The 13,510-nt window shown below is 76.9% G+C and carries 10 protein-coding genes; 8 read left to right on the top strand and 2 right to left on the bottom strand.

Going from position 1 to position 13,510, the window contains the following annotated elements:
- Positions 1-14: 14 nt before the first annotated feature.
- A complete protein-coding gene (locus WCD58_RS10765) occupies positions 15-1,514 on the bottom strand; it encodes a LuxR C-terminal-related transcriptional regulator (RefSeq protein ID WP_337702514.1) in 1,500 nt (499 codons plus the stop codon).
- Positions 1,511-3,346, bottom strand: coding sequence for an Hsp70 family protein (locus tag WCD58_RS10770; RefSeq protein WP_337702516.1), 1,836 nt, complete (start codon positions 3,344-3,346; stop codon positions 1,511-1,513). The genes WCD58_RS10765 and WCD58_RS10770 overlap by 4 nt, the downstream gene beginning before the upstream one ends.
- Before the next feature lie 287 nt (positions 3,347-3,633).
- Here WCD58_RS10770 and WCD58_RS10775 point away from each other — a divergent pair, with 287 nt between their 5' ends.
- The 8 genes from WCD58_RS10775 (at position 3,634) to WCD58_RS10810 (ending at position 13,475) form a co-directional block, all read left to right on the top strand.
- Complete coding sequence (locus WCD58_RS10775; protein WP_337702518.1) at positions 3,634-4,929, top strand: IniB N-terminal domain-containing protein; 1,296 nt, start codon at positions 3,634-3,636, stop codon at positions 4,927-4,929.
- 95 nt (positions 4,930-5,024) lie between these two features.
- Positions 5,025-6,818: a dynamin family protein gene (locus WCD58_RS10780; RefSeq protein ID WP_337702520.1), complete on the top strand. Its 1,794-nt coding sequence runs from the start codon at positions 5,025-5,027 to the stop codon at positions 6,816-6,818.
- A complete protein-coding gene (locus WCD58_RS10785; protein WP_337702522.1) occupies positions 6,815-8,293 on the top strand; it encodes a dynamin family protein in 1,479 nt (492 codons plus the stop codon). Before WCD58_RS10780 ends, WCD58_RS10785 begins: the two co-directional genes overlap by 4 nt.
- Before the next feature lie 91 nt (positions 8,294-8,384).
- Positions 8,385-9,422 carry a heat-inducible transcriptional repressor HrcA gene (gene hrcA / locus WCD58_RS10790; protein ID WP_337702524.1) on the top strand — a complete coding sequence of 346 codons (1,038 nt, stop codon included), beginning with the start codon at positions 8,385-8,387 and terminating at the stop codon, positions 9,420-9,422.
- Between the two features lie 53 nt (positions 9,423-9,475).
- Complete coding sequence (gene dnaJ, locus WCD58_RS10795; RefSeq protein ID WP_337702526.1) at positions 9,476-10,630, top strand: molecular chaperone DnaJ; 1,155 nt, start codon at positions 9,476-9,478, stop codon at positions 10,628-10,630.
- Between the two features lie 73 nt (positions 10,631-10,703).
- Positions 10,704-11,444, top strand: coding sequence for a 16S rRNA (uracil(1498)-N(3))-methyltransferase (locus WCD58_RS10800; protein ID WP_337702528.1), 741 nt, complete (start codon positions 10,704-10,706; stop codon positions 11,442-11,444).
- 2 nt (positions 11,445-11,446) lie between these two features.
- Positions 11,447-12,349: an alpha/beta hydrolase gene (locus WCD58_RS10805; RefSeq protein WP_337702530.1), complete on the top strand. Its 903-nt coding sequence runs from the start codon at positions 11,447-11,449 to the stop codon at positions 12,347-12,349.
- A 58-nt stretch (positions 12,350-12,407) separates the two neighbouring features.
- Complete coding sequence (locus WCD58_RS10810) at positions 12,408-13,475, top strand: PhoH family protein (protein WP_337702532.1); 1,068 nt, start codon at positions 12,408-12,410, stop codon at positions 13,473-13,475.
- Positions 13,476-13,510: the final 35 nt, after the last annotated feature.

The following is a 13,510-nucleotide window of genomic DNA, read 5'->3' on the forward strand; positions in this document are numbered from 1 at the left end:
GCTCCTCGCGGCCGCTACCGCCCCAGCGCCGCGCGCAGATCCCCGAACAGTTCGCTGCGGCTCGCCGACCCGAGGCGTTGGCGCAGGCGGGCGACGTGGTGCTCGACGGTCTTGGCCGAGAGGAACAGGCGCGCGCCGATCTCCTTGTACGTCAGGCCCTCGACGACGAGCGCCGCGACCTCGCGCTCCCGGTCGGTGAGCACGACGCCGGGCTCGCGGGGCGCCGGCACCTCGGCGTCGGACGCACCGGGGTGCAGGTCCCGGGCGCACGCCAGCAACGCCGAGATCGCGCGCCGGTCGGTGGTGCGCAGCGCCGCCTCGCCGGCGAGCCGCGACCCGTCCCACCCCAGGCCCGCGGCGCGCAGGCCGGTCGCGGCCGCCGTGACCTCCTCGGGGTCGACGTCCCCGGCCAGCACGCGCAGCCACGCGGACGCGGCGCGGGCCGGCGCGACGGCGGAGTGGGCGGCGTGCGCCGCCGCGGCCAAGGCCTGGGCGTGCTGCTCGGCGAGCGCCGGCTGCTCGGTCGCGATCGCGTACTGCAGCCCGTACCAGTGCCACGGCGTGCTCCACAGCGCCGGCTCACCGAGCGTCGCGAGCAGGGCCGCGCCCTCGTCGAGATGCGGCTCCACCCAGCCCTGCTCGCCCAGACGCGCCGCGGCCAGCGCGAGCTCGCCGACGGGCAGCAGCACGTAGAGGTCGACGGGGTGACGCACGAGCGCCTCGCGCGCCCGCGCCCACAGGTCCATCAGAGCGCGGACGTCCCCGGCGCGCCGGGCGAGCGCGACGTCGAGGGCCACGGCGACGAGCTCGTCGCGCGGCTCGACCACCGCGGAGCCGGCCTCACCGGCACGCGCCCGCAGTGTGCGCGCCGCCGCCCCGTCCCCGGCCGCGAGCGCACACCAGGCGCGCAGGAGCAGGTGACGGCGACGGTGCGCGGGCCCGCCGAGGTCGAGGGCGAGCGCGCGGTCGAGCAGCGGCCCGGCCAGCTCGGGCTCGCCGCGGTGCAGGGCGACGAGCGCGCCGAGCGAGGCCGGGGTGTCGCCGCGGACGGCGGGCCGGTCGCACACCGCCAGCGCCGCCGCCGCGCGGGTGAGCAGCGACAGCGCCGCCGACGAGTCGCCGGTGACCGACGCCAGCGCGCCCCGCGCGGTCAGCGCGTCGGCGGCGTCGGCCAGGCCCGGGGCGTCGTCGTCGGCGGGCTCCGCGGCCGCCGTGGCCTCCTCGAGCGCCCCGACCCCGAGCAGCGCGACGACGGCGTCCGGCGCGCTCCCGCCGCGCCGCCGGGCCAGCCATCGGTGCAGGTCGGCGCCGCGGGCGAGCAGCCCGCGGTGGGGGAGGACCGCCGCGAGGACCGCCGCCGCGCGCAGCTGCGCATCGGGGTCGCAGCGGTCGCGCAGCGCGGCGTCGGCGGCGCGCAGGGCGGTGTCGAGGTCCCCCGCCCGGGCCGCGTCCTCCGCTGTCTCGCCAGAGGAGGTCCCCTCCGCGGGCGGCGGGGCCGTGTGGATCGCGGTCACGTCGTCTCCTCGTCGGCCGGGGCGTCGGCCGGGGCGTCGGCCGGGGCGTCCGAGGAGGGCGCGTCCGAGGATGGAGTCTCGGACGGCTCCTCCACGCTGCGCGTCTCCTCGACCGGCGGGTCCGGCTCGGCCGTCGGCTCCGGGCTCGGCTCCGGGGTCGGCTCCTCGGCCGGCGGCTCCTCCTCCACGGGCGCCGGTTCCCCGGTCGCAGAGGCCGGGGTGGCGGCCACCGTGACCGGCTCGGCCGGGGCGGCGGCGCGCGACGCGGGCGGGGTGGCCGCCGGGACAGCGGCCGCCGGGGCCGCGGCCGCCGGGGCGGCGGCAGCAGCGGCCGGCGAGGGCGCCACCGCGCCCCCGACCGGCCCGGTGCCGGGGGGCGGCACCGGGCCGGGGCCCGAGACGGGACCCCCGCTGGGCAGAGCGGGGTCCGCGGGGCCGAGGGGCGTCGCCGCGCCGAGTGGGCGGGCGACGACGGTGGCGGGGGCCTCGGCGGCCGGCGGCACGGTGAGCTCCGCCGCCGGGGTGCCGAACGCGTCGTGGAGGGCGCCGCGGACCGACTCGCCGACGGCGTCGTCGAGCGGCAGCGGCACCGCGACCGCGATCGCGACGACCGCCGCGAGCACCCCGGACGCGACGAGGGCCCGCCGGCCGCGCCGGGAGGGCGCGGGTTCGTCCTCGGGCGCCGCGTCGAACAGGCCGGCGACCGTCGAGGGCGGCCGCTCGGGCGCGGACACGGCGGCCGGGGCGTCGTCCCCCCGCGCCGCGACCGCCGCGCCGAGCGCCACCACGGTCAGCGGATCCGCGTCGGCCGACACGGGCCGCCCGAGGGCCTCGGTGAGCAGGCGCGCGACCAGCGGGATCGTCGACGACCCGCCCGCGAGCAGGACGTGGTCGAGCTCGCCGGGGGAGACGCCCGCGTCGGCGAGGGTCGCGAGGAACTCGTCGACGGTCGCCGCGACCGTGGGGCGGACGCGGGCCTCGAAGTCGGCCCGGCCCAGGCGCACGGCGCGGTGGCCGGTCGGGAGGACGACCGGGACCGTCACCTCGGTGTCGGCGGAGAGCGCCTCCTTGGCCTCGACGCAGTCGCGGCGCAGGCGGTGCAGGGCCTGCCAGCTCTCGGCGTCGCCGGGGTCGAGGTCGGCGAGGGCGTCGGCAACCTCCGCGCGCACGTGAGCGAGGACGGCCTCGTCGAAGTCGATGCCGCCGACGCGGTCGAGGCCGCGGGGGCTCCCGAGCAGCGTGACGGTGCCGTCCGGGGCGCGCCGGGCCACGGCGGCGTCGAAGGTGCCGCCGCCCAGGTCGTAGACGGCGGTCGTGACCCCCGCGGCGTCCCCGGCGCCGACGGTGACCGGGCGGCGCAGCGCCGCGTGCCCCAGGACGGCGGCGTGCGGCTCGGCGAGCAGCTGCACGTCGGCGACGCCGGCGAGGGCGGCGCGCAGCCGGGTGCAGCGGAAGTCGCCCCAGGTCGCGGGGTGGGTGACCACCACCCGCCGCGCCGGCCCGCCCTCGCGCTCGGCGACGCGGTCGAGCACCCAGGCCACGATCGCGGCCGCGACGTCCTCGGCGGGCCAGGGCACGCCGCCGACCACCGGCGGGACGTCGTCGCCGAGGCGGCGCTTGACCTCGCGCACCACGCGGTCGGGCTCCTCGCCGGCGCGGCGCTCGGCGCTCTCGCCGACGAGCACCGTCCCGTCCTCGCCGCGGTAGACGACCGACGGGACCACCGCGAGCCGGCTCCCCAGCGCCACCGTCTCCGGGTGCGCGCCGCCGCCGCGCAGGACCGCCGCCGCCGTGTAGGTCGTGCCGAGGTCGATGCCCAGGTCGTACGTCATGGCCGCCCCCCACCCCAGTCACTGAGCGCTCGATACCGATGTACCGAACGTGCTCGACGGCGAGGTTAAGCGGCAAACGGGCTAACACCTAGTCCACTTAGCCCACACGGGGGGTGGACATCGGGGTCGCACGTCCGGACCCCCGTTGCTCTCATCGAGCCCCCGGGGGATTTCCCCGGGTCCCCCGGCGCCGGATGCGGGCCGATCCCCGCTGCCTCGGGGGCTCCCGTCTCCCTAACTTTCGTCGCCACCGGACGACCGTTCCGGCCTCACGACGGAGGTGCCCGATGCCCGCGACCGAAGCGAAGACGCTCCTGCAGTTCCTCCTCGACCTCTTCCGCGACCCCGTGGCGCGGGCCGAGTTCCTGGCCGACCCGCCCTGCGCCCTGCAGGCCGCGGGCCTCGACGACCTCACGTTCGACGACGTCCGGGACGCGGTGCCGCTGGTCATGGACCACGCGCCGGCCGCGATCGCCGCCCGCTACGACGAGGACGTCCGGGCCGGGGCGCTCGACGGCCCGGGTGGATCGGGCGGGTCGGGTGGCTGGGGTGGCCCGGGCGGCGCCGACCGTGCCGTGAGCGCCTGGGACGACGACTGGTCCGGTCCGGGCGGCTGGGCCGGAGGCGGGGGCGGCGGCGCCGGGGGACCGGGTGGGCCGGGGGGTCCCGGTGGACCCGGGGGCCCCGGGCCCGTCGCGCCGGGGGTCACCGAGATCGACCGCGTGATCGCCCACCTGTCGGTCGCGACGACGACCTACCACTTCGACAGCCACGACACCGTGCTCAACCAGATCATCGACCAGAACATCTGGGCCGGCGGGGACGTGATCCAGGACTTCGACCTGAGCCCGACGGTCGCCTCGGGGGCCGGCGCGGTCGCGGTCGGCGACGACCTCGACGGCACGGTGGTCACCGGTGCCGGCGCGATCGTCGGCGACGGGAACCAGGTCGTCGACGACGGCACCGCGGTGCTCGGGGACGGCACGGCGGTCGGCGGCGGGCTCGGGGCCGGGGTCGGCGGCGCGGTCTCGATCGGCGGCGACGCGGCGGGCGGCACCGTCGCCACCGCGGGCGAGGGGGACGTGCTCGTCGAGGGTGGCGACGGCGACCTGACCAGCGACGACGACGTCACGATCTCCGACTCGGGCAACACGACCGAGGACAACGACGTCACCGAGGACAACGACGTGACGATCACGGACTCCGGCAACACGACGGAGGACAACGACGTCACCGAGGACAACGACGTGACGGAGGACAACGACGTCGACAACAGCGTCACCGAGGACAACGACACGACGGAGGACAACGACGTCACCGAGGACAACGACGTGACGGAGGACAACGACGTCGACAACAGCGTCACCGAGGACAACGACGTGACGGAGGACAACGACGTGACGGAGGACAACGACGTCGACAACAGCGTCACCGAGGACAACGACGTGGCGGAGGACAACGACGTGACGGAGGACAACGACGTCACGGAGGACAACGACGTGACCGAGGACAACGACGACGTCGACATCGAGGACAACGACGACAACGACGACGTCGACATCGACGTGGACCTCGTGCCCTGATCGGGTCCTGTGACACACAGTAGTATCGGCTGGCTGTTCGGTGACGGACGGTGCCCGGTGGACCCGGGCACCGTCCGTCGACGACGGGGGAGTCCATGACAACGACCACGGAGCGCGCGCCGGTCACCGCCCGGCAGGAGGCCGCCGCGGTGCTCGACGCGGCGGTGGCGCTCGCCCGCGACCTCGATCGCGACGACGTCGCCGCCTCGCTCGCGCGCGACGGCGGCCGCCTGCTCGACCCGGGCGCCCGGGTCCTCGTCGTCGGCGACTACAAGCAGGGCAAGAGCAGCCTCGTGGACGCGCTGGTCGGCGTCGACGTCTGCCCCGCGCACCCCGACGTCGCGACCGCCCTGCCCACCGTCGTCGCGCACGCCGACGAGCCGTACACGGTGCTGGTGGGCCCGCAGGGGCGCGAGGACGCCACGGCCGCCCGCCTCGCCGGGGCGGTGACGGGGCGCGGCGATGACACGGGGTGGGTGCAGGCCGAGGTCGGGCGGGCGGTCCCGCTGCTCGCCGAGGGGCTCACGCTGATCGACACCCCGGGCGCGGGCGGTCCCGGCGGCACCCCGGCGGCGGCGGTGCTCGCCGAGCTGCCCGCGGCGGACGCGGTGCTGCTGGTCAGCGACGCGTCGCGGGAGCTGGCGGCCGGCGAGGTCGAGCTGCTCCGCGCCGCGGCGGCGCACGTCGCGACCGTCGTCGTCGCGCTCACCCGCATCGACCTGCACCCCGCCTGGCGCGAGGTGCGCGACCTCGACGCCGCCCTGCTCGCCGAGCACGGCCTGGCGGTCGAGGTGGTCGGGGTGTCGGCCGAGCTCGCCCGCCACGCGCGCACCCGGGACGACGCCGAGCTGGAGACCGCCTCCGGACTGCCGGCGCTCCGCGACCTGCTCCGCGGACGCGTCGTCGAACCCGGCGGGCGCCGTGCGGAGCGGGCGGTGCACCGGCACGTCGCCGACGTGCTCGACGACCTGCGCGCGGCGCCGACGGTGGAGCTCGCCGCGCTCGAGGGACCGGCGCGGGCCCGCGAGCTCGACGAGGCCCTGGCGGCCGCGAGCGCCCGGGCCGCCGCGACGAAGGAACGTTCGGCGCGCTGGCAGCAGACGCTCGCCGACGGCGTCGCCGACCTCTCCGCCGACGTCGAGTGGGACCTCCGCGACCGTGTCCGGCACGTCGTGCGGTCCGCCGAGGAGACGCTCGAGGACGTCGACCCCGCGCAGGTCTGGGACCAGTTCGACCCCTGGCTCGCCGAGGAGATCGGCCGGGCCGTCGCCACCACCTACCTGTGGGCGGGGGAGCGGACCTGGTGGCTCGCCGAGCGGGTGGCGGCGCACTTCACCGACCCCGGCTCCGAGCCCGACCGCGCCCCGGTACCGGCCGGCCGGTTCACCGCCGAGCTCGCCGCCCTCCCGGAGCTCGGGACGCCCGACCTCGACACGATGGCGTTCACCCAGGGCCTGCTCGTCGGGCTGCGCGGGTCGTACGGCGGCGTGCTCATGGTCGGGCTGGTGACGACGCTGTCGGGGATGGCGCTGATCAACCCGTTCTCGGTCGGCGCCGGGGTGCTGCTCGGCGGGCGGACCCTGCGCGACGAGCGCCGCCGGGCCCTGCGGCGCCGTCGCCTCGACGCGCGCCGGGTGGTGCGCCAGCACGCCGACGAGGTGCAGTTCGTCGTCGGCAAGCACACCAAGGACATGCTCCGCGAGGTGCAGCGGACGCTGCGCGACCACTTCACCGCGCGGGCCGATGAGGTCGCGCGGGGCGCCGCGGCGGCCGTCACGGCGGCCACGGGCGCGCGGGACCTCGACGCGGCGGTCCGCCGCCGCCGCACCGCCGAGGTGCGCGCCGTGCTGGCGCGCCTCGACGACCTCGTCGCCCGGTGCCGCGCGTGAGCGCCCTCGCCGACCGCACCCGCGCGGTCCTCGACCGCGCCCTCGCCGTCCACGCCGGCGACCCGGCGGCCGTGGCCGTGCTGCAGGCCCACCGCGAGCGCCTCGACGGCCCGCTGCGCGTGGCCCTGGCCGGGACGCTCAAGGCGGGCAAGTCGACGCTGCTCAACGCGCTGGTCGGCGAGCAGATCGCGCCGACCGGCACCGCCGAGTGCACCCGCGTGGTCACGACCTACCGCGACGCGCCGAGCGCACGCGTCGTCGTCGAGCACCGCGACGGCACCCCGCCCGAGGACCTGCCCGTGGTGCACCGGCGCGGCGCCCTGGTGATCGACCTCGGGGCCACGGGCGTCGAGCGGGCGCGCGCCCTGCGGGTCGACTGGCCCTCCGCGAGCCTGCGCGCGGTCAACCTCATCGACACCCCGGGCGCCGACTCCACCCGTCCCGGCGTCGCGGGCCGGGCGCGGGCCTTCCTCGGGGCGGCCGACGACCCCACGGCGGTCCCCGGCGACGGCGCCGACGTCGTCCTGCACCTGGTGCGTCACCTGCACGACGCGGACGTCGCCTTCGCCGAGACGGTCGGCGAGCAGGCGGCGCGCGGCATCGGGCCGGCCGGCACGGTCGCGGTCCTCTCGCGCGCCGACGAGATCGGCGGCGGGCGTCTCGACGCCCTCGTGACCGCCGCGCAGGTCGCCCGTCGGTACCGCGCCGAGCCGGGTCTGCGCCGGCACTGCCGCACGGTGGTGCCCGTCGCGGGCCTGCTCGCCGAGACCGCCCGCACCCTGCGCGCGGCCGAGTTCGCCGCCGTCCGCGACCTCGCCGCGGGCGCGCGGGAGGACGTCGAGGACCTGCTGCTCTCCGCCGACCGGTTCCTCGACGCCCGCCTGCCCGACGCGGTCGCGCCGATGGACCGCCGCGCCCGGCGCGCGCTGCTCGACCGCTTCGGTGTCCACGGGCTGCGCCTCGCGACGACGCTGGTCCGGCGCGGTGCGGGCGACTCCGCGAGCCTGGCCGCCGAGCTCGTCCGGCGCAGCGGGCTGGAGGAGCTGCGCGCCGTCGTCGGCACCCAGCTCGTCGCGCACGGCGACGTCTTCCGGGCCCGCGCGGCGCTCGGGGCGGTCGAGCGCGTGCTCCGGACGGCCCCGCCCCGCGCGGGCGGGGAGGAGCTCGCGGCCGCCGTGGAGCGGGTGCTCACCGGGGCGCACGAGTTCGTCGAGCAGGACGCGCTCGTCGCCCTGCACACGCGCGGCGGCGGGAGCGAGGAGGCCCGCCGCCTGCTCGGCGGCGACGGCCCCGACGCCGCGGCGCGGCTCGGGGTGACGTCCGACGCGGGTCCCGACGACGTCCGCGGGCTCGCCCTCGACGCCCTCGCCCGCTGGCGCCGCGCGGGCGAGGACCCGCGCGCCGACCGCTCCCGCACCGACGTCGCCCGTGTCGTCGTGCGCAGCCTCGAAGGGATCCTCGCGGGGCGGTCCTGACTCCACGGCCGTCCCGGACGCCGGGGCCCGCCTCGCCTACCATGGAGGGTCGGGCCCGACGGACTGGTGGCGCGACGGGGAGGTGGGCGCGGTGAACGCCGAGGAGCGCCGCGTCGCCGTCCTGCGCGCGATCGTCGCGGACTTCGTCGCCACCAACGAGCCGGTCGGTTCGAAGGCGCTCGTCGAGCGCCACAACCTCGGTGTCTCCAGCGCCACCGTGCGCAACGACATGGCGGCGCTCGAGGAGGACGGCTACATCGCCCAGCCCCACACCAGCGCCGGGCGCGTCCCCACCGACAAGGGCTACCGCCTCTTCGTCGACCGGTTGCACCAGGTCAAGCCGCTCTCGCCCGCGGAACGGCGGGCGATCACCACGTTCCTCGAGGGCGCGGTCGACCTCGACGACGTCCTCAAGCGCAGCGTGCGGCTGCTCGCGCAGCTCACGCGCCAGGTCGCGGTCATCCAGTACCCGACGCTGACGCGCTCGACGGTGCGCCACCTCGAGGTGGTGCGGCTCACCCCGGCGCGGCTGATGCTCGTGCTGATCACCGACACCGGCCGGGTCGACCAGCGGGTGGTCGACCTCGGCGACGTCCTCGACGAGGACGACGTGTCGCGGCTGCGCGCGCTGCTCAACAACGCGCTGGTCGGGCAGCCGCTGGCGACGGCGTCCCAGCGGATGTCCGAGCTGCCCGACGACGCCCCGGCCGGCCTGCGCTCGCCGCTGCTCAGCGTGGCCGCGGTGCTGCTGGAGGCGCTGCTGGAGCGTCCGGAGGAGCGCCTGGTGCTCGGCGGCACCGCCAACCTCACCCGGGCGGGCACCGACGCCACGGCGCTGCGGGGCATGCTGGAGGCGCTGGAGGAGCAGGTGGTGGTCCTGCGCCTGCTGACGTCCGCGAGCGACCCGGAGACGGTGACGGTGCGGATCGGCGAGGAGAACGAGTCCGAGGACCTGTGGAGTGCCTCCACGGTGTCGATCGGGTACGGAACCTTATCGTCTCTCGGGCAGGGAACGACCGCTCTGGGCGGCATGGGCGTCGTGGGACCGACGCGGATGGACTACCCCAGCGCGATCGCGGCGGTGCGTGCGGTGGCGCGCTACGTCGGTGAGATCGTCGGGGGACGCTGAGCGCCCCCATCGGCGGGCGCCGGCTCGGATGAACAGGACGGACGAGGACCAGCGTGGCGAAGGACTACTACGGAATCCTGGGTGTCTCCCGGGACGCGGACGACGGCGAGATCAAGCGGGCCTACCGCAAGCTCGCCCGTGAGCTGCACCCCGACGTCAACCCGGACGCCGAGACCCAGGCGCGGTTCCAGGACGTCAAGAACGCGTACGAGGTCCTGACCGACCCGCAGAAGCGGCGCATCGTCGACCTCGGCGGCGACCCGCTCGAGACCCGCGGCGGCGGGGGCGGCGGGGCCGGCGGCTTCTCCGCGGCCGGCTTCGGCGGCCTCGGCGACATCATGGACGCGTTCTTCGGCGCCGCGGGGGCCACCGGCGGGCGCGGCCCGCGCAGCCGCGTGCAGCCGGGTGAGGACGCGCTCATCCGCATCGACCTCACCCTCGAGGAGTGCTCGACGGGCGTCGCGCGCGACCTCACCGTCGACACCGCCGTGCTCTGCGAGAAGTGCCACGGCGGCGGCGCCGAGCCGGGCACGCGCACCGAGACCTGCGACACCTGCGACGGTCGCGGCGAGATCCAGAACGTGCAGCGCTCGTTCATCGGCCAGGTCGTCACCGCGCGCGCCTGCCCGGTCTGCCGCGGCACCGGGGAGATCATCCCCAGCCCGTGCGCGCAGTGCGGCGGCGACGGGCGCGTGCGCTCCCGGCGCACCGTCACCGTGCAGGTGCCCGCCGGCGTCGGCGACGGCATGCGCATCCGGATGGCCAGCCAGGGCGAGGTCGGCCCGGGCGGCGGGCCCGCCGGCGACCTCTACATCGAGGTCTCCGAGGAGCGCCACGAGTACTTCACCCGCGACGGCGTCGACCTGCACTGCCACGTCAGCCTGCCGATGACCGCGGCCGCGCTGGGCACGACGCTCCCGCAGCGCACCCTCGAGGGCGAGGAGGAGCTGACCATCGAGGCGGGCACGCAGCCGAACACCACGCTGACCCTGCGCGGGCGCGGCATGCCCCGCCTGCGCTCGACGGGGCGCACCGACGGACGTGGCGACCTGCTCGTCCACCTCGACGTCCAGGTGCCGGACCGCCTCGACACGCGCCAGACCGAGCTCCTCCGCGAGCTCGCCGAGCTGCGCGGCGAGGAGCGCCCGGACCTCGCGCACCGCAATGGGCTGTTCGGACGCCGGCGCTCGGGCGGTCGCACGCGGTGATCTCGCGGTGAGCTCGCAGCAGCGAGCGGGGGGATTTCCTGACCTTCAACGTCAGCGTGGCCGCCAGGCTGACATGACGGAGTGGTCGCGGCCGGCGCTGTTCTGGGTCGACGCGGTGCCCGCGAGCGGCGAGGTCGTGCTCGAGGGCGCCGAGGGCCGGCACGCCGCCGACGTGCGCCGGGTACGCGCCGGCGAGGTCGTGCTGATCGGCGACGGCGCGGGCACGCGGGCGCGGGCGAAGGTCACCGGGGTCGAGAAGAGCCGGGTGACGACGTCGGTGCTCGAACGGCGCGCGGAGGACGAGCCGCCGCTGCGCATCACGCTCGCGCAGGCCCTGGTCAAGGGCGACCGCGCGGAGCTCGCCGTCGAGCTGGCCACCGAGGCGGGGGTCGACGCGATCCTGCCGTGGCGCGCCGAGCGCTGCGTGGCGCGCTGGGACGACGGCGTGCGCGGCGAGAAGGCGCTCGCGCGCTGGCGGACCACGGCGCGCGAGGCGGCCAAGCAGGCGCGCCGGGCCCGGGTGCCCGACGTCGCGCCGCCGGCCACCACCCGCGACCTCGCCGCCCGCGACGCCGACGCCGTGCTGGTGCTCGAGGCCACCGCGGACGAGTCGCTCGCCGACGTCGTGCTGCCCGAGCGCGGCGAGCTGGTGCTCGTCGTCGGCCCCGAGGGCGGGGTGACCGACGACGAGCGCGCCCTGCTCGCCGGCGCCGGTGCGCGCGAGGTGCGGATGGGCCCGGGTGTGCTGCGGACCTCGAGTGCGGCCGCGGTGGCGCTCGGGGTGCTCGGCGCCCGGACCGGGCGATGGGGGTGACGGTGGCGCGCCGATCGCTGCTGGGGGGTGTCGCGGGACTCGGGGCACTGACGGCCCTGGCGGCGTGCGGCCGTGTCCCGACGTCCGTCCCCGGCGGCAGCGCCACCGTCCCGCCGACGCAGCCCGGGACCCCGGCGCCGCGCTCGCTGCCCTACGGCCCCGACCCCGCGCAGTACGGGGTGCTGCACCTCCCGCCCGGCGCGCAGCGCGTCCCGGTGGTGGTCGTGGTGCACGGCGGCTACTGGCGCGCCGCGTACGGGCTCGAGCTGGGGACGCCGCTCGCCGTCGACCTCACCAACCGCGGCATCGCGGCGTGGAACGTGGAGTACCGCCGCGTCGGGGCGGGCGGGGGCTGGCCGGCGACGTTCACCGACGTCGCGGCCGCCATCGACCTCCTGCCCGACGCGGTCCAGAAGGCCGCCGACGGGCGCCTCGACCTCGACCGCGTCGTGTTCCTCGGGCACTCCGCGGGCGGCCAGCTCGTCGGGTGGGCCGCGAGTCGCGAGCGTCTGGACCCCGGCCGGCCCGGCGCCGACCCGCGGGTCACCCCGGTCGGCACGGTGAGCCAGGCCGGGGTGCTCGACCTCGTCGCCGGGGCCGCCGCGGGGCTCGGCGGCGGGGCCGTCGTCGACCTGCTCGGCGGGCCCCCGGAGGCCGTCGCCGACCGCTACGCGCTGGCCTCGCCCGCCGCGCTCGTCCCCGCGCCGGCGCCCGTCGTCTGCGTGCACGGCGACGCCGACACCGTCGTGCCGCTGGACCAGTCCCAGCGCTACGTGGCCGCCGCGACCGCCGCCCGCGGCGACGCGCGCCTGCGCGTCCTGCCCGGCGCCGACCACTTCGCGGTCATCGACCCCGCCCTGCCGGCCTGGACCGCGGTGCGGCAGGAGGTCGAGGGGCTGCTGTGAGAGCGCTAGGATCGATGTGAAGGACCGACGGCGAGCAGGAAGCAGGACAGTTCAGCACGTGACCGGTGACGGAACCTCCCGGATCGTGGTGCCCGAGGCGGCGCTGCTCGCACTCCTGGGCAAGCGCGACGAGAACCTGCGCGAGGCCGAGAGCCTGCTGGCCGCCGACGTCCACGTCCGCGGCAACGAGCTCACCCTGTCCGGCGAGCCCGCCGACGTGGCGTTCGCGGAGCGGGTGTTCGCCGAGCTGGTCGTGCTGGCCAGCCGCGGCCAGCAGATCGACCCCGACGCCGTGCGGCGCTCGGTGCGGATGCTGCAGGACGACATCGACGACGGCGTGGAGGGCGGCGGCTCCACGTCGCCCGCCGAGGTGCTGAGCCTCGACATCGTCTCCCGCCGCGGGCGCACCGTCCGGCCCAAGACGCTCAACCAGAAGCGCTACGTCGACGCCATCGACGTCAACACCATCGTCTTCGGCATCGGCCCGGCGGGCACCGGCAAGACCTACCTGGCGATGGCGAAGGCGGTCCAGGCGCTCCAGGCCAAGCAGGTCAACCGGATCATCCTGACCCGTCCGGCGGTCGAGGCGGGCGAGCGGCTCGGCTTCCTGCCCGGCACGCTCTCGGAGAAGATCGACCCGTACCTGCGGCCGCTGTACGACGCGCTGCACGACATGCTTGATGCGGAATCCGTACCAAAGCTCATGGCCGCAGGAACTATCGAGATAGCCCCTCTGGCCTACATGAGGGGTCGGTCGTTGAACGACGCCTTCATCATCCTCGACGAGGCCCAGAACACGACGCCGGAACAGATGAAGATGTTCCTCACCCGTCTGGGCTTCAACTCGAAGATGGTCGTCACCGGTGACGTCACCCAGGTCGACCTGCCGGGTGGATCGACGTCCGGCCTCCGGGTGGTCCGCGACATCCTCGACGGTGTCGACGACGTCGAGTTCGCCGAACTGACCAGCCAGGACGTCGTGCGCCACCGGCTCGTCGCCGACATCATCGACGCCTACGGCCGCTACGACGCGGCCCAGCAGCAGCGGCGTCCGCAGGCCGTGTCCAACGCCCCGCGCACCGGGCCGCCGGTGGGGCCGCGCAACCGCGAGCGACGGGGTCGATGACCTCCTCAGGACACGAAGCGGAGCGGAGCTGGACC

It is taken from the genome of Actinomycetospora flava (assembly GCF_037400335.1).
Taxonomy (GTDB): Bacteria; Actinomycetota; Actinomycetes; order Mycobacteriales; family Pseudonocardiaceae; genus Actinomycetospora; species Actinomycetospora flava.